The following is a 25,919-nucleotide window of genomic DNA, read 5'->3' on the forward strand; positions in this document are numbered from 1 at the left end:
CTCATTTTTAAGTGAAAAATGAGTTGGGAAATAAAGGTTAATGCTTCTTACGTGCTGGATGAGACTCTTTGAGTATGCAGCTTGCAATGATCAAACTGGCTAGAAAGCATATTGGCATTACCACTAAGGCAATTTGGTAACTCGCAACACTATATACATGCGCCCCATTCACTACATGCCATAAGTTAGTGTGCTGTAATATATAACCTACTAGTGGCTGAAATATGGCACCACCTATCACTACGGAAAGATTATTAAAACCAGAAGCAGTACCCACCAGATCAGGAGCATTATTTTCTTTGACCACGGCAAAACTCACCGTTTGTCCACCTGCCCCTAAACCGAGAACAAAGAGAATAAAAGGTGTCCATCCGTAAGACAAGCCTGGCAAATACAAGAGAATCAACGTTGCAAGTAATCCTAAAATTGCACTAATAATCAGAGCAATACGACGACTTTCAATCTTATCACTAAACCATCCTAAAAGAGGACTACCCACGCCTATTCCAATCCAAATCATGCTGCATAATCCAGAAGCAGCAACCACACTTATTTGGAATTTTTCTTGTAAATATGGAACACCCCAGAGTGCCGCAAACACGGCGATGGGGGCCCATATAGTGAATGCATACGATCCTATTATCCAGGTATAACTATGTTTGCATACAGCAAGAAGTCGTTTCCATTCATCCCGCAAGTAATGTTGAGGAACTGATTGACTCTTTTGATGTGGATAATCTCGTATATACAGCCAAAAACAGGCTGCTAAAATGAAACCAATAATCGAAAGAATAAAACTTGCATTTCGCCATCCAACTGCTTGAATTAAATAAGCAAGCGGCATCTCACCAAATATAGCTCCTACTGAACTCATCAATTGGGCGACTCCTGCCAAAATAGCAAAATAATAAGGAGGAAACCAACGTGATAAAAGAACCAAAACCCCTATAAATGAGAATGCAGAACCAATTCCAATAAGAAACCTTCCAATACACGCCGTGAGCACACTATCCGTTGATGCAAAGAAAGCTGACCCTAGGGCACATAAAATAATTGCAAAGGTCATTAGTTTACGGGGGCCATATCGATCGTATAATACACCTGCTGGTAATTGCGTTGGAGCATAAGCATAAAAATAAAAAGCAGATATGACCCCAAACCCTTGACCAGTAACCCCAAAAGTTTTCATCATGGATTCAGCCATAACGCTGGGTGCTACTTGCAAAATAAATTCATATAAATAAAAAGATGCGGCAAGGAAGAATATAAAATAAGCGGCTGCAAGATTCGTGCTCGCTCCTTGATGTGTTTTATCTGTATAATGTGCGCTCAATTTAAGGTCACTCCGTTTGAAATTCAACATTTAAGCCTATACGTATTTATGTTGTCAATACGTTCTTAGTACATAAAAGACATATAAAAGATAATATTGGGCAAGTTTTAGGTTTAGACCGGTTTTTTGCTGCGCCGCACCCAAAGTTTTTCTTTTAAATTATTTAGTTACTGGATAAATTGCTCCCAAAATTGCAGGGCGTCGTGAGCCAGTAATGGTACGTAAATCCACTGGAATTCGATTAATCGCTTGAGCTGCCAACCAAGCAAACATCATCGCTTCCAAATAGTCGGGACTCATACCAACTTCAGCAATGCTCATAACACTGGTTTGAGGCAATAAATGGGCAAGCATTTGCAATAAAGCTAGATTATGAGCCCCTCCACCACATAAATAAATTTTTTTAATCGGTTCTTCTTCATTTAATACTGTATGTGCAATTGATTTAGCAGTAAATGCAAGGAGAGTCTTTTGAATGTCTACAGGTTGAAAACCTTCTTTTAAATACTCCTCTAGCCAGGATAATGAAAAATATTCTTTTCCTATACTCTTGGGTGCTGACGAACGAATGAACGAATCAGCCATTAAGGTTTCCAAAAGTGGTTCAATCACCTCTCCCTGCTGGGCCCAAGCGCCATCTTTATCATAGGATGTGCCTTGATATTTCATAATCCAAGCATCCATTAAACAATTTCCAGGTCCTATGTCCCAGCCTTTAATAGGTTTATTCGGATTAATAAATGTAATATTGGCAATACCCCCTATATTTACTACAGCGATATGGTTATTTGCATCATGAAATAATTGTTGGTGATAAATAGGTGCAAAAGGAGCCCCTTGTCCACCTAACACTAAATCCCGAGTTCTAAAATCTGCAACAACGGTGATTCCAGTTAATTCAGAAATAGTATGCGCACAACCTAACTGTAAAGTATATGGAATAGTGCAATTGGTATTATGACATAGTGTTTGACCGTGGCTTCCTATAGCAGAAATATCACTGGGGGATAATTTTACTTTTTGCAATAATTCATTAACGGCATTCGCAAATTCTCTTCCAATTAAGGTGTTTAATTGACAGATCGCAGCGAGACTTAAATCTGAGCCAGAAAGCGTCTTATCTATATGGGCCTTGACTTCTTTAGTGTATTTTTTAGTGATTCCACAATGTAGTATATTTTTTGACACATCAACAAGCGCGGTATCTATACCATCCATACTTGTTCCGGACATCAAACCTATGTATAAAGTCATTAATTGGTCCTCACTTCATCATTCAATTATATTAGAAACAACTAGATGTACCCGGATGCAATGAAGCGAGGCCTGGTATGACGAGAAGGAAAGCCCGTGTTCCGTTTTGCTGCACCCAGACAATTCATCCAGACTACACACACTACAATTTAAAACAATTATAAAAGTTATTTGTGGTAATTTCAGCAATCTCAGCGTAGGACATTTTACGAAGCTCAGATATTGCCTCAGCTACATACTTTACAAGAGCAGGATGATTTTGTTTGCCACGATAAGGTACGGGTGCTAAATAAGGCGAATCGGTTTCAATAAGTATTCTATCCAAAGGCACTTTTCGTGCCACTTCTTGAAGTGCAGTTGCATTTTTAAAAGTAACAATTCCTGAAAATGAAATATAAAAATTTAAATCAATCGCTTTATATGCTATATCCAGACTTTCAGCAAAGCAATGCATGACTCCACCAATTTGTTGCGCATTTTCCTCTGCCATTAAGGTTATGGTATCTTCTGCCGCTTGACGAGTATGTATAATCAATGGCTTAGAAGATTTTAAAGCAGCCTGAATATGCTCTCTAAAAAGGGCACGCTGGATCTCTCGCGCTTCTTCCGTATGGGTTCGATAATAATCCAATCCCGTCTCACCTATCGCAATACACGCTGGATTCAGTGCTAAATCACATAACATTTGTGAGGTAACTGGATAGTCCAGCTCCGTATTTGGATGGACCCCTACAGAAATACTGATATTAGGATATTCAGCGGCAAGACGTTCTAGGTGGGGATAATCATTGAGTTCAACACAAACACATAAAAAATGCTGCACGTCATTTGCTTTTGCTTGTGCCAAGACATTAGTCATATCATTATTAAAATCAGTTAGATCAAGAAAGTTTAAATGACAATGCGAATCTACTAACATGGAATGACCTCATAAAATTTTGATCAATTCAGTATAAAATAAGAACGTTTTTTCCAGATTGAATTGATCTTACATGGTATCTGTTAACTGGGAAGATTTTAACATGCCTGCTAAATAGGTCTCTATTCTATTACATACATAGCGGCTATTTTCTCCAATAAATTGCACGCCAATCCCTGGCACTTTATTACCCTGCGCTCCTTTAGGAGTAATCCAAATAACTTTACCCTCAACTACATGGAGTTCATCTTCATCCATTAATTTAATTGAGAGTTTAACTATTGAACCAAATAAATAATTCGTGTCCGTACGGATAAATAGGCCGCCTCCTTTCAAAAAAGGCATATAAGCCTTATAAAGAGTCGATTCATTAGGAAACGAGCAATTAATCTGTTGTATAGTATCCATCATAGATCTCCCTTATACATCTGGATTTCCTATAAAATCAAATTATGTATGCATTTTTATGGAAACATATTAGATTTATTATGAAGTCCTAACAATAAATCTTCTAATGCTAAAGTTTGATTTACATTCATATTATGGCTTAATTTTCGTTGCAATGTATTTATTTTGTCAATTTGGCAAAAAATCGTTACGGAATCTATTTTAGGCATTAAATGGTTTAATTGGTTTATAGCGGGGCCAGCAGCTGCTGCCCCATTAATTTGCATCATTAGGAGCTGCGCATAGACTAAATAGAGAAACCACAGTAATACGCCAAATTCAAACTGACTCCATTGAGCTGCAACCGCACTTGGATGCTCCTTTTGTTCCAATACATCAATTATTCCACCTAAAATAGATTCAGAGTGTTTAATAATTATTGCATGATCAGATTCTTCCGGAAAATACTCAGCCAATCGTAAAAAATTATTAAGTAATGCACTATCAGGCGAAGCAAAACGGACTATCTGGCATCGGCTTAAAACTGTTGGTAATACGGTACTTAATTGCCGGGCTAAAAGTAAAAAAATGGTCTGGGGCGCGGGTTCTTCCAAAATCTTTAGTAAGGAATTTGCAGCAGCAGTGTTCATGCGATCGGCCGATTCAATTACAATCAACCGATGCTTAGCCCGCTGTGGAGTTAAATAGGCGTAACTTTGTAGTTCCCTGATCTGATCAATTTTAATGGGTCCACCATTTTTTTCTGGCTTAACCCATTTCACATCAGGATGCTCGCCGCGAGCAACCATTTGACAATCAGCACATTCAAGGCAAGGTTCATTTTGGTTCTTTCTACAGAAAAACAACTGAGTTAATTTTCTGATTAAATCATTAAAGGCATGATCAAACGATCCTACATATAACATCGACTGAGGTATACGATTGTTGACCCATGCAGATTGAATCTGAGTCCACTGTGATTGATAGCGTTTCTTTTCATCCAGAGAAGAAAGGCTCTGCAGTTCATTAACGTGAGTCATTACTGCTGCTCTATAAATTTATTCATTGCATTTTGAATGGATTGTTTGACTTCCTGCAATGGGCGTCGTGCGTCAATAGTTACGGTATTATCACACAACTCAACATAATGAATATAGCGTTCATGGACTCGATGAAAAAAATCAATCGATTGCTGCTCAATTCTATCCACTTCACCTCTGGATTTAACGCGCCTCATTCCTTCTTCAGGAGTAATATCCAAATATAAAGTCAAATCGGGTTTAAATCCATGCAGTGCAAAAGAAGATAAACGATTAATCATCTCTTGATCTAATCCTCTTCCACCACCTTGATATGCCATAGTGGATAGTTCAAATCGATCCGCAATAACCCATATTCCTTGCCGTAATGAAGGCTTAATAACTTCTTCAAGAAGCTGAATTCTGGCTGTATAAAGTAATAACAATTCGCTTCGATCATCCAAAGTATCTCTGTATTCTGGATTTTTAATCAAATCACGCAAAATCTCACCTAGAACCGTGCCACCTGGTTCTCGTGTTGTTAGCGTTTTGATATCTCTTTTTGCTAGCAGTTCTATAACCGTGTTTATCGCAGTGGACTTACCAGCCCCTTCCAATCCTTCAATAACAATTAACTTCCCGGTTGAAGACAACATTAGAAATCCTTCCGTTTATATTGATTAATTGCTTGCTTTTGTTGTTGATAAGTTTCAGAAAACTGATGAGTTCCATCCCCTTTAGCAACAAAATATAAATAATTGGATAATTGAGGGTGGGCTGCAGCATCTAATGACTCTTTTCCTACCATGGCAATAGGGGTTGGAGGTAATCCTCGATAATGGTATGAGTTATAAGGTGAATCGATTAGTAAATCATTATGAGATAGTTTTCCAGTATAGGCCGCCCCTAAACCATAAATAACGGTCGGATCCATCTGCAAAGGCATTTTTTTATTTAAGCGGTTGATCATTACCCCGGAAATTAGCTTCCGCTCTTGTGGAACAGCGGTTTCCTTTTCGATAATTGAGGCCGCTATTAGTAACTCATAGGGATTCTTATAGGGCAAATTTGATTCTCTGTTGGCCCAACTTAAATTCAAATAATTAATTAAATTACGATGTGCATGTTCTAACAAACTTTTACCAGTGCTTCCACCCCGATATTGGTATGTGTCAGCAAGCAATAATCCCTCAGCATTCGGGTGATCGTCTTTGATTGAATTCCAATCTTGTGGATGATAATTCAAATAAGCCGCTTTGAGTAAATCTTGGGAAATTTTTTGCTGGGTTGTCCCTGCAATAATTGTAAAATTTTGCGTTAAGACATCTCCTGCTACCACTCGATGAACTAATTGCATTGCGGTTTCACCGGGTGTTACTTGATATACCCCTGCTTTGAGCTGTGAAGACAAGCCTGAAGCACGAATCATCATGAGAAGCATTGAACTGGAGCTGATTAAATTTTTATCTTTTAATATTTTTACAAACTGTGAGGCAGTGGCTGTTCGATCTAGAGTAATAATAACCGGGGAACCCTGCTTAGGAACAATAGGTTTAGTAATTTGAATATAGGCAATCAAAAAGAAGATAAAAAAAGACATAAAAAACAGTACAACATATAGTGTTAGTTTTTTATGTCTTGGAAATGTCATTTACACACGCTTAAACAGTAAACTACCATTTGTTCCACCAAAACCGAGTGAGTTACTAAGAACATAATTAATAGCTCGTTTTTGAGGTGTGTAGGGTACATAGTTCAAATCACACCCTTCATCTGGATTATCTAAATTAATAGTAGGGGGAGCGATTTGATCTCTAATTGCTAAAATACTAAATATAGCTTCAACAGCTCCTGCCGCACCCAGTAGATGACCTGTCATTGATTTTGTAGAACTCACAGCTAAATCATAAGCGTGTTGTTTAAATATACGCTTAATTGCTTTTGTTTCATTTAAATCATTAAGATAAGTCGAAGTACCATGTGCATTGATATAATCAACTTGCTCAGGATCTATACCTGCATCATGTATGGCGGCTTCCATCGCTCGAGCGGCACCATCAGCATCATCATCAGGAGCAGTAATATGAAAAGCATCACCCGACATACCAAACCCTACCAGTTCGGCATAAATTTTTGCACCACGAGCTTTCGCATGTTCATATTCTTCTAATACAAGAATGCCCGCCCCTTCGCCCATAACAAAACCGTCCCTATCTTTATCAAAAGGTCTAGATGCTTTTTCGGGCTCATCATTACGTTTAGATAAAGATCGAACTGCAGAAAATCCTGCTAGGCATAGTGGAGTTAAGGTCATTTCAGCGCCACCACATACCATAACATCAGCATCACCATAAGCAATCATACGTGCAGCAAGACCAATATTATGAGTTCCAGTAGTGCACGCAGTAACAACAGCAATATTGGGACCCTTGAGCTGATGTCTAATTGAAATCTGTCCAGCAACCATATTTATGATACCTGCCGGAATAAAAAAAGGAGAAACTTTGCGGGGACCGCCCGCCACCAGTTTATCCTGATTATTGGTAATTGTCTGGATGCCGCCAATACCTGCACCCACTGCTACACCAATACGATTTGATAAATTTGCGTCAATCTTCAAGCCCGAATCACGCATTGCTTCATCAGCCGCAGCAATGCCATATTGGGTAAATACATCCATTTTACGCGCATCTTTAAGTGGAACATAGTTCTCAATATTAAAATTCTTAACTTTAGCCCATATGCGTGTGCTGTATTCGCTGGCATCAAATTCATCTGCCAAAACAACACCACTTTTACCTGCTAATATATTTTGCCAAGTTTCTTCTACATTAAGACCGACAGGGGTAATCATACCCATACCAGTAATCACTATACGCCGCTTATTCAATGAAAGCTCCTCGTAAAACATTCTCATTCCTCTCCCACATACATGTAGGAGAGAAAGAGATCAAGCAAATATTATGCTTCTTCTTTATTTAAATTTGATTCAATATAATCAATCGCTTCTTGAATCGTGGTAATTTTTTCAGCTTTCTCATCAGGAATTTCTGTTTCAAATTCTTCTTCAAGGGCCATAACCAATTCCACAGTATCTAAAGAGTCAGCACCTAAATCATCAACAAATGATGCATCATTCTTCAGTTCTTCTTCTTTAACGCCTAGTTGTTCAACAACAATTTTGCGAACACGCTCTTCAACTGTACTCATAACTTGATTTTCCTCTTTCGGTTGATAGAAATTTAAAAAAATTTCGGGTTATTAACATACTACTTCCACTTAATTTTTCTTGCTTGGTTAATAAATCAAAATACATTTTATAACCTAATCAATTACTTATATTTTAAGCAACCCAAACAACCAAAGTTAAATGGAAGTGGTATAGTTTATTCATTTATACAGATAACGCAAGTGCATTTAGTCCATATACATGCCGCCATTGACATGAATTGTTTCGCCTGTGATATATTTAGCACTATCTGATGCTAAAAATGCTACAGCTTCGGCTATATCGTTAGGCTCTCCTAGCTTACGCATAGGAATTCTCTTTAACATTTCCTCCTTTACCATGTCAGGTAAAGCAGCTGTCATATCTGTATCAATAAAACCAGGTGCAACCACATTAACAGTTATTCCTCGGCTTCCAATTTCTTGTGCTAAGGACTTACTGAATCCAACGATACCTGCTTTTGCTGCAGTATAGTTTACCTGCCCTGAATTTCCACTTGAACCCACAACTGATCCAATAGAAATAATACGTCCCCATCGTGCTCTAAACATAGGTTTAATACAAATTTTAGACATTTTGTATATTGAATTCAAATTCGTTTCAATTACCTTATACCACTCCTCGTCATCCATACGCAGTAATAAATTATCTGATGTGATCCCTGCATTATTCACTAATATTGAAGGAGATTGATTCTCATGAGTCAGTTCACCAATTACCTGCTCTATTTGTTCCGAATTGGTAACATCAAGAACCAGACCTTTTCCAGATAACTTTTCTTTATCAAAGTAGGCATTAATAGCTTGAGCACCTTGTTCTGTAGTCGCTGTACCAAATACAAAAGCACCTTGTTGCGCTAACTTAAGGGCTATAGCCTGACCAATTCCTCGGCTTGCGCCAGTAACTAAGGCAATTTTTCCCTCTAGACTCATTATGTATTCCTCGATAGAAAATAATTATTTTTAAGGTTGTACCTTTGAATTATGCAAATTGCTCTTCAAGTTGATCCAGACTAATAGTATCGTAAACACTAATAGTATTTAAGCTTCTATCTATTCTTTTAATTAATCCGCTCAACACTTTCCCTGGGCCACATTCTAAAATAAGCTCTATGCCAAGATTTTTAAAGAGCTGGATTGTTTCAACCCAACGAACAGGACTATATAATTGCTCTTTTAGCTTTTCACGTATGTGTTGTTCCGAATGATAAACGCTTAAATCTACATTGCTTACTACATCTGTTTTTGTGTTTTTGAATTCAATTTTAGCCAGATATTCTGCAAAAGATACCGCCGCTTCAGATAATAAGGGACAATGGCATGGAACACTTACAGGAATTACTTTGGCCAGACGGGCACCCGCTTCTTCAGCTAATCCGAGTATGCGCATAACAGCTGGAGTATGCCCCGCAACAACAACTTGTCCGATTGCGTTATAATTAGCAGGTGTTACAACCTCATGTTCTTGACTCGCTTCCTTGCATAAAGACATTACTTGCTCATCGGTTAAGCCCACAATCGCTGCCATAGCACCTAAACCCAAAGGCACCGCATTTTGCATTACCTGTCCTCGACGAGAAACTAAACATGCAGCATCAAATAATGATAATGCATCAGCGCAAACCAATGCAGCATATTCCCCCAGACTATGGCCAGCCATAATCATGGGCTGAGCAATACCATGTTGGATTAATACTCTATATACAGCTACATCAGCAGTTAGCATTGCGACTTGTGTATGTTCTGTTTGATTCAGTTTTTCTTCCGGCCCATGTTGCACAAGTTTCCATAAATCATAACCTACTGCTTCTGATGCCTCCGCAAAAGTTTTTACAACAATAGGATACTGCAACTCAAAATCAGCCAACATACCTACTGATTGTGAACCTTGCCCAGGAAATACAAATGCTGTTTTTACCATTTAAAAATAGCTCCGAACTAAAATTTAATTCAAAATGTTGATGAAAAAAAATTATTAATAACGAATTACCATAGCTCCCCAAGTCATTCCACCACCGAAGGACTCAATCAATAACAACTCATCTCTTTTAATCTGATTGGTCCGAATAGAATGATCCAGAGCCAAGGGGATAGAAGCAGCCGAAGTATTACCCTGGCTACCGATGGTAACAATGACTTGTGACATAGGCAGGTCAAGTTTTTTAGCAATGGCCTGTATGATACGCATATTAGCTTGATGAGGAATCAACCATTGAATATCTGATTTTTTCAAATGGCTCGCCTCTAGAACTTCATCAACAACATCGCCCATAATTTTGACGGCAATTTTAAATACTTCATTACCACGCATGCTAATCGTTGCACGTTGATTCTCAAAGGTGGCATTACTAAGATTTAACAATTTTTCAGCATCATAAGCAGCATGTAACACACTTCCCATAACACCTTGTTTATCACTGGCACTTAAAACCACTGCTCCAGCACCATCCCCAAATAAAACACAGGTTGAGCGATCAGTCCAATCTACTGCTCGGGACATGCTTTCACTACCAATGACTAGTACATTTTTTGCTGCACCGGATGTAATATACTGTTTTGCGATATCCATGACGTAAACAAAACCACTACATGCAGCACCGACATCAAAAGCAGGGATAGGTCGTTTCATTTTTAAAGCATGTTGAACATAACAAGCTACTCCTGGAAAAAAATGATCAGGAGTACATGTAGCAACCAATATCAAATCGATTTCATCAGCATTTAAATTCGAAGCAATCAATGCTTGCTCGGCAGCTTTGGAAGCCATGTAGGAGGTTGTTTCATAAGGTTGTGCTACACTACGGCTGCTAATGCCGGTTCTGGTAACAATCCACTCATCAGTAGTGTCCAACATTGACTCGAGTTCAAGATTGGTAAGTTGCTTTTCAGGAATATAACTTCCGGTACCAAGTATTACAGCATTTTTCATAACAGCAATCCCTGATTTATAAAATCATTTATTTGGACACGTACTAAATCTACAACGTTATTTTTAACCTCAAGAACGGCTTGTTCAATAGCATGTTGAAACCCTAGTTCATTAGCACCACCGTGGCTTTTTACGACAATACCATTCAAACCGAGCATACTTGCGCCATTATAACGAGAAGGATCAAAGCGTTTCTTAAGATGCTTTAATGCCGGCCGGGCAATTAAAGCGGAAAGTTTGGTATACCAATTTCTGTTGAATGACTCCATGAGTAAACTTACAAATAACTTTGCAAGGCCTTCACTCGCTTTTAAGGCTACATTCCCCACAAAACCGTCACAAACCACCAGATCTACCTCTCCGGAGTAAAAATGATCACCTTCTACATACCCAACATAGTTCATAATCTCGCATTCAGCAAGCATATGAGCTGTGCGCTTCACTTGATCATTTCCCTTCATTTCCTCAACGCCAATGTTTAATAAGGCGATTTTAGGTTTAGGCTTATTGGCTACCGCTTGTACCAATGCAGATCCCATAACTGCGAACTGAAATAAATGTTCTGCACAGGAATCTACATTAGCACCCAAATCAATTACCCATGTTCTACCCTTCATAGTGGGTAGTTCAGAAACAATTGCAGGCCTATCGATTCCAGGTAAGGTCTTTAAAACATAGCGTGCTGTAGCCATTAAAGCACCAGTATTCCCAGCACTAACACAAGCCTGAGCCATACCTTCCTTCACCAAATTAATGGCTACACGCATGGAGGAATCTTTTTTATTGCGCAAAGCATGTGACGGCAATTCATCCATAGCCACTACTTCAGAAGCATGAACTATGGAAAATTGATTTGAAGATGCTACGCCCTGTTTTTTTAGAAAAGCATTAATCTTGTCGTGTACTCCAACAAGAATAAGTTTCAAATCAGGATCATTCTTTGCTGCACGAATACAGGCAGGAATCACAACATTTAAACCATGATCCCCACCCATCGCATCAATTGCAATGGTGATATTTTTCAAGAAAATTACTCTTGTTCGTAAACAGTATCAGTGTCAATAATTTTTCTACCACGATAGTAACCATCTGGAGTCATATGATGACGAAGATGAGTTTCACCAGTAGTTTCATCAACAGACAATGTTGGCTTTGTCAAAGCATCATGCGAACGACGCATGTCACGACGTGAGCGTGACTTTTTATTTTGTTGTACAGCCATTGTATTACTCCTAAACAAATTGCATTCATAAAGCGGGAATATTAGTGTTAATTAGATAAAATTTCAATAAAATTCATTTTTTCCCACTAAAATTTGATTTATTTCACTGCTGCAATCATCAATTCTTGGATGAAATTGAGGCGCATAGAGATGTAACTCATCAATTAATACATCTTCCAAGCTAACCTGCAAATTTTCGGAAACAATACATTCGTAATGTTCTAATATCTGTTCTGCCCTTTCATCATTCCGACATACAGCAACTACAGTCATATTATCATATGGAAAATTAAATTCGTCCAGACAACGCTGGCATTGAATGAGTAAATCACCTTTAACATGAAGATGAATTAAATAAAAATCTTCTTTAGCTTCAACATGATAAGTAGTATCCAACTGACAGGGAGAAGTAATAAAATTAGGTAACCTCTCGCTGATTGTGACCTTTTTAGTTTGTTGGCCTTGTTTAACCATTTCTTGTAAGTGCAGCATTATTGTCGTATCCTAAAGAGTTATATTTTTCGAATAATACTATTATAGAACAGCAGTTTGTGATCTATTTTCCACACTACGGTTCTAAATCCTAGAATATTAAGCGGTATCTTAATTTTATGAAAGCTAAAGTTATTGTTGGAATGTCTGGTGGTGTTGACTCATCTGTTGCAGCATGGTTATTAAAAGAAGCAGGCTATCAAGTTGAAGGCTTGTTCATGAAAAACTGGGAACAAGACGATAAAGATGGATTCTGTCCCGCGGCCATAGACCTTGCTGATGCCCAAGCTGTATGTAATCAATTAAAGATTCCACTACATACGGTTAATTTTTCTGAAAACTATTGGCAAAGGGTGTTTACGCATTTTTTAAGTGAATATGAAAAAGGAAGAACGCCAAATCCTGACGTATTGTGTAATAAAGAAATCAAATTTAATGCTTTTTTAAATCATGCATTAACACTTGGAGCTGATTACATTGCAACAGGACATTATGCTAAAAATAAAATTGTGGGGGACGTTGGACTTTTATACAAAGCTAAAGATCGTGATAAAGATCAAACCTATTTCTTGCATGCGGTAGATCCTAAGGCTCTAGCAAAAACCCTGTTTCCAATTGGCGATTATACAAAACCAGAAATTAGAGAGTTTGCAAAAAAATTAGGTTTAGTGACTCAAGCAAAAAAAGATTCGACGGGTATTTGCTTTATTGGTGAAAAACGTTTTAAATCTTTTTTACAAGAGTTCATTTTGGCACGACCTGGACAAATAAAAAGCGCTGACGGCAAAGTTTTAGGAAAGCATGATGGGTTAATGTTTTACACTTTAGGCCAACGTCAGGGTCTAGGCATTGGGGGTTTACACAATTCAACCGATGATCCTTGGTATGTTGTCGATAAAGAAGTAGCTACTAATACCTTATATGTAGCACAAGGAAGTCAACATCCTATGCTTTTTGCACAAGGACTGATTTGCGGCCCAATTCATTGGTTAGCTGATTGTAAGGATAGCTTACCTCTTACCTGTTACGCTAAAACACGATATAGACAAGCGGAACAAGGCTGCATGATTTCTCCTCAAAATGAGAATCAGCATTATGTGATGTTTTCGAATCCACAAAGAGCAGTTACCCCAGGACAATATGTAGTTTTTTATGATAAAAACCAATGTCTGGGCGGTGCTACTATTGAACAAATTATTCGATAATTGAGTTATAATTTATATGATACAACGGGAGTTAAAATGGCTGCTATTGATATATCCCCAACTACCAGCGACATTCACTTTTCTGTCAGTGCAGCAGATAAAGTGGCAGAGCTAATAAAAGAAGAAGATAATTTAAACTTGAACCTCCGTGTCTCCATAACAGGTGGGGGGTGTTCTGGGTTTCAGTATGGATTTAGTTTTGATGAAGAAGTCAATGAAGACGATACTGTAGTCATTCAGCAATGTTCAGATGGTGTGTCTTCAGTAAAACTTCTGGTTGACTCAATGAGCTATCAGTATTTACATGATGCTGAAATTGATTATGTCCAAGGAATACAAGGCGAACAATTTGTTATTCGTAATCCAAACGCAAAAACCACTTGCGGATGCGGCTCTTCATTTAGCATTGATGATGAGGATGATTAGTAATATTGCTAATATAATCAAGTATAATGAGGCAAATTCACTTTGCCCATTATACTTGATAATTCCAAATCAATAAGATTTAACAATAACTTTAGTTCCTATTTTAATAAAATTTTTACTAAGCCATTTAGCATCGCCTGGATGTACTCTAATACACCCATGGCTCGCATTATAGTTTGGGACTTCATACGAACCATGAATTGCATAATATTTAGAAAAGAACATGCAGTATGGCATTGGTGAACCACCGCGTCCTACAGGATAACGACTCGATACACATCCTGGCCCACCCTTGCTCCAAATAGTAAAAACACCACTTGGTGTTTTACATCCTCTGTGAATATCGGGGCAATATTTTTTACCACCAGATCCTTTTCCTACTCGCACAACTTTACCATTTGAATCAATAGCCTTCCATGTCAAGGTATTAGGGTTGAAAACAAAGGTGTTTGCTAAAGCTGCGGGAGAACAGAAAAGTAATAGGAGTAGAGGAATTATTAAAAAATAAACTAATGAAAATAAAATAGAACTTTGTTTTTCCATAGTAATTCCTAAATGATTTATCCATCTTCATCTTAATTTTAGTTTATTTTTTGACCAACACAAATTGTTTTTAAGCAAAGTAGAAATATTTGTCCTACTATTTAATGGAAGGATATTAAAAGGGTAACCAATCATGACTAAACATTTACTTACAGGGTTGTACATTTTGTTAGGTTGTACATTTATTTCTTTCTCAATAAATGCTGAAGACACATCCAGTAATGCTGCTGGTGCTTCTTCTAGTAGTAATGACTCTTCTAGTGCTAGTTCTAATAACCAAGTGGATATAACTAAAGACAGTTGGCTTAAATCAGTAACCCCTTTATTACCTGATCTCATATGCAAAGGATTTGAAAACGATCCTCAGCTGAAAAAAAGACTTGATGAAATTAAAATGACTTACGACCAGTGCGCTGCTAAGATTCCTGATAGCGTTAGTAAATGTCAGCAAGAACTTTATGGTAATATTCCTGAGAAAATCAACAGTGATAATGCAGGTATTTGGGGTAAAGCGCTTGGAGAATGTATTGGTAAGGATTTTGCGATAAAATTCCTCATTCCCAAAAGCCAATAGAGTTGAAATTATTGATAACTATGGATACTAGGTCCTTTGGACCTTGTATCCATTAGTTTATATGATAGAGATTAGAAGAAAAAGCTCCAGAATATCAAGCCTCTTCCCAATGATTGACACCTGATTTCTTACTCAAAAACTCCACAAAAGCTTGATGTGAATCAAGCTCTTCCCGCGCCGCACTTAACACAATAGGATTTGCTAATTGAAGTGCAGCAATTTCTTGCGTTTTGACTTTAGTTTGAATGGACGTTTCTTCAACTTCTGCAAACAAGCTGGTTTGACCCCCGGTCATTGCCAGATATACATATGCTAGGATTTCAGCATCCAGCAAAGCGCCATGAAGTTCACGGTTGAAGTGATCGATGCCAAAGCGTTTGCATAGAGCATCTAAACTATTTCGTTGTCCAGGATATTTTTCACGTGCCAACGCTAAGGTATCAACAATATTGCAATACTCTTCAAGCTTTTTGCTCCATTTAATCAGCTTGAGCTCTGAATTTAAAAATCCAACATCGAAAGGAGCGTTATGGATTATTAATTCTGCCCCAACAATAAACTGCCAAAATTCATCAGCCTTTTCCTCAAAGAGGGGTTTGTCTTGTAAAAACTCATCACTTATACCATGAACACGAAAAGCGCCCTCATCAACCTGGCGCTGGGGGTTGAGATAAACATGGAAATGTTTTCCTGTTAATTTTCTCTCTACTAGCTCCACACAGCCAATTTCAATAACCCGATGTCCTTGTTCAGGTCCTATACCTGTAGTTTCTGTATCTAAAATAATTTGACGCATCGTTTACTCACTTAATTCTTCAATCGCCTGATTTGCCAAAGCATCTACTAAATCATTTTCTACATGACCCGAATGCCCTTTTACCCAATGCCAGTTAATTTGATGACGAGAAGCTAATACATCTAATATTTGCCAAAGATCTGCGTTTTTGACTGGCTCCTTTTTGGAGTTACGCCAACCTTTTATTTTCCACGTGGGCAACCAATCGGTCATTCCTTGCCTTAGATATTGCGAATCAGTATACAAATCAACAGAACAAGGACGCTTTAAGGCTTCTAAGCCTTTAATTGCGGCCATAAGCTCCATGCGATTATTCGTGGTATGTGCTTCTCCGCCATATAAGGTCTTTTCTTGTCCTTTATAACGAAGCAAAACCCCCCAACCACCGGGACCTGGGTTTCCTTTACATGCGCCGTCGGTATAAATTTCAATAGTCACTTTAATTCCTAATCTTTATCCCATAAACGGAAAAATGGAGTAACAAATTCCTTATTTAAAATCTTTTGCTTAATTAGGGCAATGTCAGGCGCAAAATACCGATCAGTATTATATGGCGCCACATGAGAACGAATTTGCTGATAAATTTTATCTAATAATACAGATGACTTTAATGGTTTATGAAATTCAAGCCCCTGCCCCGCGGCTAATAATTCAATAGCTAAAATCGTTGCGGTGTTATCATTCATATCATGTAAACGTCGTGCGGCACTGGTTGCCATAGATACGTGATCTTCTTGATTCGCTGAAGTTGGAAGACTATCTACCGAGTGCGGATGAGCTAGAGCCTTATTCTCACTTGCACAAGCAGCTGCTGTAACATGAGCAATCATAAAACCGGAATTTAAACCACTTTCTTTAATTAAAAAAGCTGGTAAGCCACTAAAATTTTTATCAATTAGCAAGGCAATGCGCCGTTCAGCGCTCGCTCCTATTTCGGATATAGCCAAAGCAAGATTATCCGCAGCCATGGCAACTATTTCACCATGGAAATTACCTCCTGAAATTATTTGCTCTTGCTCACTGAAAACAAGCGGATTATCAGAAATCGCATTTACTTCAACCTGTAACGTTTCCCTTACAAAGCCTATTTGATGCAAGATGGCTCCCATAATTTGAGGTTGGCATCTTAACGAGTAAGGATCTTGAACACGAGAGCAATGGCGATGAGCCTCACGAATCTCACTTCCAGCTAATAGCTCCCTATAATATGCAGCTACATTTCTCTGCGCCTGATGGCCTCGTACTTTTTGAATTCGATCATCAAATGGCACATCACTTCCATTCGCTGCATCAACAGATAATGCTCCAGCAATAAGGGCTGTTTCAAATAACTTTTCTGTAGTAAATAAAGCATTTAAAGCAATTCCAGTAGAAGCTTGCAGTCCGTTAAGTAAAGCAAGACCCTCTTTCGCCTCTAATTCTATTGGTTTTAAACCTGCAATCCTCAATCCTTCCAGCGCACTGATAACTTTTCCTTCATGTCGAACATCCCCAACACCCAGTAAAGGTAAAGACAAATGGGCTAAAGGAGCCAAATCTCCAGAAGCACCTACTGACCCTTTCTCTGGAATGCAAGGATATACTTTATGATTAAATAAAGAGATTAATGCTTCAATTAGTTCTAAACGAACTCCGGAATATCCTTGAGCGAGATTATTTATTTTAAGCAATAAAATTAGAGCAACAATGTCATCTGCTAATAATTCACCCGTACCACAAGCATGAGATAGTACGATATTTCGTTGTAATTGTTTGAGATTTTCCTCTGAAATGGTCTGATTTGCCAAAGACCCAAAACCAGTATTGATCCCATATACCGTTTTTTTGTTTAGAATTACTTTCTTTACTGTTTGATGTGATGCATGAATCCGCTCAAATGACTCTTTAGCAAGAACGCAAGTCAATTGTTTTGCTAAAATCTCTTTGATTGAATGCAAGTTCAACTCACCTGGTTGAAGAATAAAAGACTCTTGCATTAACTACCTCCTTAAAAAATAGGTTGGGTTCTATGGCCCACCTGAGATCACAATTCGATTAAGATCCTTATTGGTATAAACCCAAACTACAAAATCTATTTTAGGATTCCATAGGCAACCAAAGCGAGTTTTCCTTAGCACATTTTTTTGCAAGCTTATACCCCGCATCAGCGTGGCGCATAACTCCGGTTGCGGGATCATTATGAAGCACTCTTGCCAGACGTTGTGCCGCTTTCTCTGTGCCATCAGCGACAATCACCACACCAGCATGTTGTGAAAATCCCATTCCTACTCCACCACCATGGTGGATGCTAACCCAAGTGGCCCCGCTAGCACAATTTAATAATGCATTAAGTAAGGGCCAGTCCGATACTGCGTCACTACCATCCATCATCCCTTCTGTTTCACGATTTGGACTTGCTACTGAGCCAGAGTCTAAATGATCACGTCCTATTACAATAGGAGCTTTAACTTCACCCTTACGAACCATTTCATTAAAGGCCAATGCTAAACGTGCGCGATCTTTTAATCCAACCCAACATATCCGTGCAGGTAAACCTTGGAATGATATTTTCTTCTTCGCCATATCCAGCCAATTATGCAAATGCTTATTATCCGGAATTAGTTTTTTAACCATTTCATCCGTTGCATAAATATCTTCAGGATCTCCTGATAAAGCAACCCATCGGAATGGCCCAATTCCTTCACAAAATAAAGGCCTAATGTACGCAGGAACAAAACCTTCAAATTTGAAAGCGTCCTTTTCTCCCGCTTCAAAAGCCATTTGCCTTATATTATTGCCATAATCAAAAACAGGGATTCCTCTTTTTTGAAATTCAAGCATGGCATGAACTTGTAGAGCCATGGATTTTTTTGCTTCAGCAACTACCTCGTCAGGGGCAGTTTTGCGCATTTTTGCCGCTTGTTCTAATGTCCATCCAGCAGGAAGATAACCGTTTAAGGGATCATGAGCGCTGGTTTGATCGGTGACTAACGCAGGAGAGGCTCCTCGTTGAATTAATTGTGGAAAAATTTCAGCGGCATTTCCTAAAACGGCCACAGATAGAGGGCTTTTCTTTTGACAGGATTCGTTTATCCAGGCTAAAGCTTCATCTAAATCCGTCGTATAACGATCCAAGTATCTGGTTTTAAGGCGTTTTTCTATTCGGGACATGTCGCATTCAACTGCCAAAACACTTGCCCCTGCCATTGTACCCGCTAAAGTTTGGGCTCCTCCCATTCCACCTAAACCACCAGTTAATATCCAACGGCCTTCCAAACTTCCATCGTAGTGTTTCTGAGCTGCAGCAACAAATGTTTCATAAGTCCCTTGCACGATACCTTGCGAGCCAATATAAATCCAGCTTCCGGCAGTCATCTGCCCATACATCATCAAACCTTTTTTATCTAATTCATTAAAATGTTCCCAAGTGGCCCAGCGTGGAACTAGATTGGAATTGGCAATAAGCACACGAGGAGCATCCTCATGAGTGGTAAAAACACCTACAGGTTTTCCTGATTGAATTAAGAGTGTTTGCTGATCGGTTAATGTCTTAAGTACTTCTACAATTTTATTAAAACATTCCCAATTACGAGCTGCTTTACCTAAGCCCCCATAAACAATAAGAGAATTCGGATCTTCTGCTACATTTGGATCAAGATTATTACACAACATACGGAGTGCAGCTTCTGTAAGCCAACTTTTAGCTTGTTTCTCGCTGCCTTGATTTGCTCTAATTACAGGGTTTGTTTTAAACTCTTCCATTAACACTGCTCCATAGCGAATAAAAAAAGAAGCATAATACACCAGAGCTATATCAGAGCATAGATATTCAATTTTAATTCCTAAATGAGCCCAACTCTTCAGCTCCTGATAGTTACAATTCGCGCAGTTCACGGCTCGTTTAATACAAATTTAAATCAATATGCCCGCGAGAGAAACACCTTGTCTATGCTAGATTACATTACTATGGTATAATTGGCCCATGTTAACTTATCGATCTAAATAAAGTGCACACCAACTCTGAAAAACACCCAAAGTCACTTCGTATTTTTTTCGCCACTGAGATGTGGGAACGGTATGGTTTTTACGTAGTCCAATCACTTTTAGCACTCTATTTAGCCTTACATTTCAAATGGCCAGACAAACAAGTTTATGCTTTAGTTGGATCATTTACTGCACTGACCTATCTTTCCCCTGTAGTAGGTGGATGGATTGCAGATAAATTAATAGGCCAAAAACGAGCGGTTTTACTTGGTGCAATTGTGCTCTTTGCAAGCTACTGGGTTTTATCATTAGTAGATAACACTACTGTTCTGACCGCAGCTCTTGCAGCGATTGCTGTAGGAACTGGATTGTTAAAGCCAAATATTTCATCTCTTTTAGGAAATGAATATCTTACGGGTTCCGCACGTCGTGAGAGTGGATTTACCATTTTTTATATGGGAATTACAACGGGTATTATTTTAGGCACCACACTACCAAGTATTTTGAATGATCATTTTGGTTGGGTTGCCTCATTCACAAGCGCTGCAATTGGTATGATCGTCGCCTTTGGCGTCTTTTTATATGGCATCAAAAAATACAATATTCAAGACTATAATCCATTTGTCTTTCAATATAAAAAGATTGTTGCAGCGATTTTCTTAATGATATTTTTATGGTCTTTATCGTTCTATATTTTAAATTCTCCTCAGTTGGCTAATATAATTTTTGGACTTGTTGTATTATTTTCAGCCGGATACATTTTGTACTCTGTCAGTGGAGAAAATGCCAATCAGTCGCGACAAACTTTAGTAATTGGTTTGTTGTGTATTATTTCAGTAGTGTTTTGGTCTTTTTACTTCCAAATGTTTATGTCACTTACCTTATTTATATCACGAGTTGTTGAACCCACATTTTGTGGCATTCAATTTCCAGCACCTTATTATGTGACTATTCAAAGCGTGGGCATGTTAATTATTGGATACTTTTTAGCTAAGAAAAATCCAAAACTTAACCTAGTAGAACGCGGATTAAGTATTGGAAAGAAATTTCTACTTGCAATCTTTATTATCACCGCTGCTTATGCCGTGATTGCTTTCGTCAGTAATTTCACTGACAAAAATGCTTTGCTAACACCACTTTTAATCATTCCAGCATATTTAATGTTTTCATTAGCGGAACTCCTTTTATCTCCAGTTGGATTATCTGCAATTACACTTCTTGCAGATAAAAACAAGGTAAGTACCTTAATGGGTATCTTTTTTGTCTCTCTTGGAATTGGCGGATTCTTATCAGGCAAACTGGCTTCATTAACAGCGATTCCCTCCGGTGAAACGAATATTGCCGTGTTAAAAACTCTATATGCTGCGGCCTTTACTCAACAATTAGGAATACTATTTATTGCAGCTTTATGCTGTCTGGTTTTATTTGCAGTGATTAAATTTTTATTAACTCATGTTCATGTAAATGATTCTTCAGATTCAATGGTACAGCCAATGCTGCGCATGCAAGTGAATGAGAAGTAATTGGGGTCATTTTTAATCTATTTTTTCTTTAAACTGGTATTTTGTCTTAAATGAATCGAGTGTATTGACTATAACTCTTTTTATATAAGCAAAATACTGTTATGATTCAGCGCCTTTTATAATTATTAGCTTATATATGTTAGATAAAAACCCAATATTAACTAAACTGTTGCAGCTGCTTGATGATAATCAGGCCATCGACGTAAAAGTAATTGATGTAAAAAAACAAACTACAATTACAGACTATATGATTATTGCTTCAGGACGCTCCTCTAGACATGTTAAAGCAATTGCACAAAAAGTTATGGAAGATATGAAAAATGCAGGGGCTCCAGCAAGGAATTGTACTGGTTTAGAAACAGGTGATTGGGTTCTTATTGACTTTGGTGACTTTATTATTCATGTCATGCAACCTGAATACAGACAATACTATAATCTTGAAGGTCTTTGGGAAGATCTCCCCGGGAACTAAATATTTTAAACGTTATGTTAAAAATCACCATCATTACTTTAGGCAATAAAATGCCGGACTGGGTTACTCAAGGCACAAATGAGTATGCCAAACGATTAAATGATGGTGTTCAACTCAAAATAGTTGAAATCCCTTTAATTCGTCGCAGTAAATCATCAGACCTATCACGGATATTAGAAAAAGAATCTGCGCTTATCAAAGATATGTTACCCAGCAATGCACGAATTATTGCTTTAGAAATTGAAGGTAAAACATTTAGCAGTGAAGAGTTAGCATTTAAGATTTCTCAATTGCAACAAACAAATAGTCATTTTTGTTTTATTATTGGGGGTCCTGAAGGCCTCTCACAAGAAATACTCAAATTAAGTGATGAGCGTTGGTCTTTATCAAAACTCACCCTTCCCCATACCTTAGTCCGTATTATTTTACTAGAAACTCTATATAGAGCGTGGTCTATTATTAATAACCATCCTTATCATAAGTAGTGTTTTTTCAAGTTGTAGTCACAGCAAACAAAGTGGGACCACACGGGATAGAAACCCAAACATTACTAGATTCCATCCAGACTTCAAGGGGCAGAAAGCTATAGTAAAGCATTCAATTTTAAGTTACTATGCAGGTCTTTAAGTCCAGCTACTGACTGTGCGTCAATGAGTCGAAATCAATCTTTTAAAAATTATAGGATGGAATCCCAGCATCAACTTTTTAGAATTAATTTGCTGGTTACTTTTCTTATTATTTTATCTTTAATTCTTGTCCTAAGACTAGCGTTTTTACAAATTTCAGAGTTCAAAAAATATCAGACCTTATCCTTAAAAAATCAAATGAGTATTATCCCAATTGCTCCACCAAGAGGAGTAATCCTTGATAGAAATGGGGTCTTGCTTGCAGAAAACATTCCCGTTTACGTTCTGGAGATAATCCCCGAACATGTAAAAAACATAGATCAAACCTTAATTGAATTACAAAAATTAATTCCTTCAATCTCTGAAGACGACATACAAAATTTCAAAAAAATACGAAAGCAAAACCGTTCCTTTGTGCCGATACCTGTTAAATTGAAATTATCGCAAGAGGAAGTCGCGATTTTTGCCATTAATCAATATCATTTTCCAGGTGTTAGCATCAAAGCGCGGCTGATGCGCCACTACCCCTTAGGTGAAATTACGGCCCATGTTTTAGGTTATGTAGGTCGAATCAATGTGGAAGAATTAAGATCGGTGGATCCAACGAATTATCGGGCTACAAACTTTATCGGTAAAGCAGGGGTCGAAAAATATTACGAAGATGTACTCCATGGAAAAGTTGGATACCAAATGGTTGAAACTGACGTAAGCGGGCGTACATTAAGAGTTGTTAATAAGATAAATCCTCACTCAGGAGCAAAACTCTACTTAAGTATTGATGTCAGACTTCAACAAGCGGCTTACGAGGCACTCAAAGATAAAAGAGGTGCTGTGGTCATGATCAACTCTAAAAATGGTGAAGTTCTTGCCATGGCAAGTTCACCAAGCTTTGACCCTAATATATTTGTTAGTGGCGTAAGTTCTAAAGAGTACAAAAAACTGTCAAATACCTTACAAAGACCTTTATTTAATAGAGCTGTACGGGGAGTATACCCCCCCGCATCTACAATCAAACCATTTGTTGGTTTGGCAGGCCTAGATAAAGGGTTTATTACTACGGCGACAACGATTTATGATCCGGGTAAGTATAAGCTCCCTACTGCTAGTCATATTTATAGAGACTGGAAAAAAACGGGCCATGGAATGATCAATTTTAAAAGAGCGATCACGGTTTCGTGCGATACTTATTTTTATCAATTAGGTAATAAAATGGGTATCTCTAATATTGAGGATATGCTCGTAAAATTTGGTCTGGGCCATTTAAGTCATATTGATCTTTATGAAGAAGCCTCGGGGATCGTTCCAAGCCTACGTTGGAAAAAACAAACTAAAGGAGTACCCTGGTATCCCGGAGATACCTTAATTACTTCAATAGGTCAGGGTTTTATGCTCGCTACACCATTGCAAATGGCAAATGCAACCGCTTCGTTGAGTCAACATGGACAACGATTTAGACCTCATTTGTTAACTAAAACGGTTAACAGTGACAGTGGAGAGACGGAGCAATATAAGCCGGTCGAAGAATATCCAATTTATCTTAAGGATGAAGCTAATTGGGAAGTCGTTGCAGATGCAATGCACAACGTTTTAACCAGCAATGAAGGTACAGGGTATCGATTTGGACGCAACCCACCTTATCCTGTTGCTGGTAAAACCGGGACAGCACAAGTATTTAGCGGCAGACAATATGAAAAAACAAAATATGAGGATATTCCAGAAGCATTACGCGACAACTCCTTGTTCATTGCATTTACTCCGGTTGAAAAACCTGAAATTGCCCTAGCAGTTGTTGTAGAAAATGATGTTGCTGCTTCAATAGTTGCACGCAAAGTCCTTGATACTTACTACCAACTTTATCCGATGAAAACAAATGAACAGACGACACAGTAAACCCGTTTATCGCTTCACCGCAAAATCACTCCATTTGGATTTTCCCTTATTAGGATTATTGCTTTTATTAATCTGCTTTGGTCTTTTAATTTTATATAGTGCATCGAATGCTAACTCGGGGATGATTTTACGACAATCAATGAGACTTATTTTCGCATCCCTCATTATGGTTGTGCTCGGTTTTATCCCCCCTCATAAATATAAGATATGGACCCCATGGATATATAGCATTGGATTAACTTTATTAATCGCTGTAATGCTTATGGGGAAAATTGGCAAAGGTGCCCAGCGTTGGCTTGAATTAGGGTTATTTCGTTTCCAACCTTCTGAAATCATGAAGTTAGCTGTTCCTATGATGGCTGCATGGTACTTTGATCGACAGACGCGTCCGAGTAGTTTTAAATCTCTGGCCATAGCCGGACTAATCATCTGTGTTCCAGCCCTACTTATTGCCAAACAACCCGATTTAGGTACGGCGATCATGGTTGCTGCGGCGGGTCTTTGTGTAGTATTTTTAGCTGGAATTCGATTTAAAGTTATTTTGTTGCTGATCCTTTTAGTCAGTTCAGCTATTCCAGTAATTTGGCATGTAATGCATGACTATCAAAAGCAACGAGTATATACGCTTCTTGACCCGGAACAAGATCCACTTGGAGCTGGCTATCACATTATTCAGTCCAAAATTGCTATTGGTTCAGGTGGATTAGCTGGTAAAGGTTGGTTACAAGGAAGCCAATCCCATCTTAACTTCTTGCCTGAACATGCGACAGATTTTATCTTTGCTGTGACCAGTGAAGAATTCGGCTTTGCAGGGGGATTTGCCATCATCGCACTGATTGTTTTGGTTTCACTAAGAAGCTTGAATATCGCATCGAATGCTCAAACAACATATACTCGTCTTTTAGCCGCAAGTCTTGCAATGTCTTTCTTTTTATCTGGTTTTGTTAATATTGGAATGGTTATGGGAATTATTCCTGTTGTAGGCATCCCCTTGCCTTTAGTTAGTTACGGAGGAACGGCAATGGTTACCTTTTTAGCAAGCTTTGGAATATTGATGTCTATCAGCTCACATAAAATTCTATTTAATAGTTTACGTTGAAGTAGATGGGTATGGTTTA

At 38.2% G+C, this 25,919-nt stretch carries 28 protein-coding genes; 8 read left to right on the top strand and 20 right to left on the bottom strand.

Annotation, left to right across the window (positions count from 1 at the left end; all coding sequences use genetic code 11):
- Nucleotides 1–37 precede the first annotated feature (37 nt).
- The 15 genes from ACWTE2_RS18655 to ACWTE2_RS18725 all read right to left on the bottom strand — a co-directional run bounded on the left by ACWTE2_RS18655 (nt 38) and on the right by ACWTE2_RS18725 (nt 12,783).
- Nucleotides 38–1,333: an MFS transporter gene (locus ACWTE2_RS18655; RefSeq protein WP_454783846.1), complete on the bottom strand. Its 1,296-nt coding sequence runs from the start codon at nt 1,331–1,333 to the stop codon at nt 38–40.
- Nucleotides 1,334–1,492: 159 nt separating this feature from the next.
- Nucleotides 1,493–2,587 carry an anhydro-N-acetylmuramic acid kinase gene (locus tag ACWTE2_RS18660; protein WP_454783847.1) on the bottom strand — a complete coding sequence of 365 codons (1,095 nt, stop codon included), beginning with the start codon at nt 2,585–2,587 and terminating at the stop codon, nt 1,493–1,495.
- 142 nt (nt 2,588–2,729) lie between these two features.
- A complete protein-coding gene (locus ACWTE2_RS18665; protein ID WP_454783848.1) occupies nt 2,730–3,506 on the bottom strand; it encodes a TatD family hydrolase in 777 nt (258 codons plus the stop codon).
- Nucleotides 3,507–3,575: 69 nt separating this feature from the next.
- On the bottom strand, nt 3,576–3,914 hold the full coding sequence (locus ACWTE2_RS18670) for a PilZ domain-containing protein (RefSeq protein WP_454784424.1): 339 nt from the start codon (nt 3,912–3,914) through the stop codon (nt 3,576–3,578).
- A gap of 56 nt (nt 3,915–3,970) precedes the next feature.
- Nucleotides 3,971–4,933, bottom strand: coding sequence for a DNA polymerase III subunit (locus tag ACWTE2_RS18675; RefSeq protein WP_454783849.1), 963 nt, complete (start codon nt 4,931–4,933; stop codon nt 3,971–3,973).
- Nucleotides 4,933–5,568: a dTMP kinase gene (tmk, locus tag ACWTE2_RS18680; protein WP_454783850.1), complete on the bottom strand. Its 636-nt coding sequence runs from the start codon at nt 5,566–5,568 to the stop codon at nt 4,933–4,935. The genes ACWTE2_RS18675 and tmk overlap by 1 nt, the downstream gene beginning before the upstream one ends.
- A complete protein-coding gene (mltG, locus tag ACWTE2_RS18685; protein ID WP_454783851.1) occupies nt 5,568–6,563 on the bottom strand; it encodes an endolytic transglycosylase MltG in 996 nt (331 codons plus the stop codon). The genes tmk and mltG overlap by 1 nt, the downstream gene beginning before the upstream one ends.
- A complete protein-coding gene (gene fabF, locus ACWTE2_RS18690; RefSeq protein WP_454784425.1) occupies nt 6,564–7,802 on the bottom strand; it encodes a beta-ketoacyl-ACP synthase II in 1,239 nt (412 codons plus the stop codon). It lies immediately after the preceding gene.
- A gap of 71 nt (nt 7,803–7,873) precedes the next feature.
- Nucleotides 7,874–8,122 (bottom strand): acyl carrier protein, encoded by a 249-nt coding sequence (acpP, locus tag ACWTE2_RS18695; RefSeq protein WP_003631752.1) that lies wholly within the window; start codon nt 8,120–8,122, stop codon nt 7,874–7,876.
- Nucleotides 8,123–8,329: 207 nt separating this feature from the next.
- Nucleotides 8,330–9,076 (bottom strand): 3-oxoacyl-ACP reductase FabG, encoded by a 747-nt coding sequence (gene fabG, locus ACWTE2_RS18700; protein ID WP_454784426.1) that lies wholly within the window; start codon nt 9,074–9,076, stop codon nt 8,330–8,332.
- A 46-nt stretch (nt 9,077–9,122) separates the two neighbouring features.
- Nucleotides 9,123–10,061 (bottom strand): ACP S-malonyltransferase, encoded by a 939-nt coding sequence (gene fabD / locus ACWTE2_RS18705; protein WP_182390804.1) that lies wholly within the window; start codon nt 10,059–10,061, stop codon nt 9,123–9,125.
- 54 nt (nt 10,062–10,115) lie between these two features.
- Nucleotides 10,116–11,069, bottom strand: a complete 954-nt coding sequence (locus ACWTE2_RS18710; protein WP_182390805.1) for a beta-ketoacyl-ACP synthase III — start codon at nt 11,067–11,069, stop codon at nt 10,116–10,118.
- Nucleotides 11,066–12,094, bottom strand: coding sequence for a phosphate acyltransferase PlsX (gene plsX / locus ACWTE2_RS18715; RefSeq protein WP_454783852.1), 1,029 nt, complete (start codon nt 12,092–12,094; stop codon nt 11,066–11,068). The genes ACWTE2_RS18710 and plsX overlap by 4 nt, the downstream gene beginning before the upstream one ends.
- 5 nt (nt 12,095–12,099) lie before the next feature.
- Nucleotides 12,100–12,291 (bottom strand): 50S ribosomal protein L32, encoded by a 192-nt coding sequence (rpmF, locus tag ACWTE2_RS18720; protein ID WP_028380381.1) that lies wholly within the window; start codon nt 12,289–12,291, stop codon nt 12,100–12,102.
- A 63-nt stretch (nt 12,292–12,354) separates the two neighbouring features.
- On the bottom strand, nt 12,355–12,783 hold the full coding sequence (locus ACWTE2_RS18725; protein ID WP_454783853.1) for a YceD family protein: 429 nt from the start codon (nt 12,781–12,783) through the stop codon (nt 12,355–12,357).
- A 119-nt stretch (nt 12,784–12,902) separates the two neighbouring features.
- On the opposite strand from ACWTE2_RS18725, the gene mnmA reads away from it, so the two are divergent.
- Together mnmA and erpA are read left to right on the top strand one after the other, a co-directional pair.
- A complete protein-coding gene (mnmA, locus tag ACWTE2_RS18730; RefSeq protein ID WP_454783854.1) occupies nt 12,903–13,988 on the top strand; it encodes a tRNA 2-thiouridine(34) synthase MnmA in 1,086 nt (361 codons plus the stop codon).
- A gap of 36 nt (nt 13,989–14,024) precedes the next feature.
- Nucleotides 14,025–14,414 (top strand): iron-sulfur cluster insertion protein ErpA, encoded by a 390-nt coding sequence (gene erpA, locus ACWTE2_RS18735; protein WP_182390809.1) that lies wholly within the window; start codon nt 14,025–14,027, stop codon nt 14,412–14,414.
- 69 nt (nt 14,415–14,483) lie between these two features.
- On the opposite strand, the gene ACWTE2_RS18740 is transcribed toward erpA, so the two are convergent.
- Nucleotides 14,484–14,957 (bottom strand): L,D-transpeptidase, encoded by a 474-nt coding sequence (locus ACWTE2_RS18740; RefSeq protein WP_454783855.1) that lies wholly within the window; start codon nt 14,955–14,957, stop codon nt 14,484–14,486.
- A 133-nt stretch (nt 14,958–15,090) separates the two neighbouring features.
- Between ACWTE2_RS18740 and ACWTE2_RS18745 the strand changes: the two genes are divergently transcribed.
- Complete coding sequence (locus tag ACWTE2_RS18745) at nt 15,091–15,531, top strand: hypothetical protein (protein ID WP_454783856.1); 441 nt, start codon at nt 15,091–15,093, stop codon at nt 15,529–15,531.
- A 94-nt stretch (nt 15,532–15,625) separates the two neighbouring features.
- On the opposite strand, the gene dnaQ is transcribed toward ACWTE2_RS18745, so the two are convergent.
- From dnaQ to hutU, 4 genes are all read right to left on the bottom strand, one after another.
- Complete coding sequence (dnaQ, locus tag ACWTE2_RS18750) at nt 15,626–16,327, bottom strand: DNA polymerase III subunit epsilon (protein WP_182390812.1); 702 nt, start codon at nt 16,325–16,327, stop codon at nt 15,626–15,628.
- A 3-nt stretch (nt 16,328–16,330) separates the two neighbouring features.
- Nucleotides 16,331–16,765 carry a ribonuclease HI gene (gene rnhA, locus ACWTE2_RS18755; RefSeq protein ID WP_182390813.1) on the bottom strand — a complete coding sequence of 145 codons (435 nt, stop codon included), beginning with the start codon at nt 16,763–16,765 and terminating at the stop codon, nt 16,331–16,333.
- Between the two features lie 8 nt (nt 16,766–16,773).
- Nucleotides 16,774–18,303 (bottom strand): histidine ammonia-lyase, encoded by a 1,530-nt coding sequence (hutH, locus tag ACWTE2_RS18760; protein WP_454783857.1) that lies wholly within the window; start codon nt 18,301–18,303, stop codon nt 16,774–16,776.
- A 100-nt stretch (nt 18,304–18,403) separates the two neighbouring features.
- Nucleotides 18,404–20,068, bottom strand: coding sequence for a urocanate hydratase (gene hutU / locus ACWTE2_RS18765; RefSeq protein WP_454783858.1), 1,665 nt, complete (start codon nt 20,066–20,068; stop codon nt 18,404–18,406).
- A gap of 245 nt (nt 20,069–20,313) precedes the next feature.
- Here hutU and ACWTE2_RS18770 point away from each other — a divergent pair, with 245 nt between their 5' ends.
- From ACWTE2_RS18770 to rodA, 5 genes are all read left to right on the top strand, one after another.
- Nucleotides 20,314–21,813, top strand: a complete 1,500-nt coding sequence (locus tag ACWTE2_RS18770; RefSeq protein WP_454783859.1) for a peptide MFS transporter — start codon at nt 20,314–20,316, stop codon at nt 21,811–21,813.
- A 136-nt stretch (nt 21,814–21,949) separates the two neighbouring features.
- Complete coding sequence (gene rsfS / locus ACWTE2_RS18775; RefSeq protein WP_454783860.1) at nt 21,950–22,285, top strand: ribosome silencing factor; 336 nt, start codon at nt 21,950–21,952, stop codon at nt 22,283–22,285.
- 14 nt (nt 22,286–22,299) lie between these two features.
- On the top strand, nt 22,300–22,770 hold the full coding sequence (gene rlmH / locus ACWTE2_RS18780; protein ID WP_454783861.1) for a 23S rRNA (pseudouridine(1915)-N(3))-methyltransferase RlmH: 471 nt from the start codon (nt 22,300–22,302) through the stop codon (nt 22,768–22,770).
- Between the two features lie 165 nt (nt 22,771–22,935).
- Nucleotides 22,936–24,801: a penicillin-binding protein 2 gene (gene mrdA / locus ACWTE2_RS18785; RefSeq protein ID WP_454783862.1), complete on the top strand. Its 1,866-nt coding sequence runs from the start codon at nt 22,936–22,938 to the stop codon at nt 24,799–24,801.
- The gene (gene rodA / locus ACWTE2_RS18790) at nt 24,782–25,900 is read left to right on the top strand and encodes a rod shape-determining protein RodA (RefSeq protein ID WP_454783863.1); all 1,119 of its coding nucleotides are present in this window, start codon (nt 24,782–24,784) and stop codon (nt 25,898–25,900) included. Before mrdA ends, rodA begins: the two co-directional genes overlap by 20 nt.
- Nucleotides 25,901–25,919 lie beyond the last annotated feature (19 nt).

The sequence above is a fragment of the Legionella nigrisilvae genome (assembly GCF_977063395.2).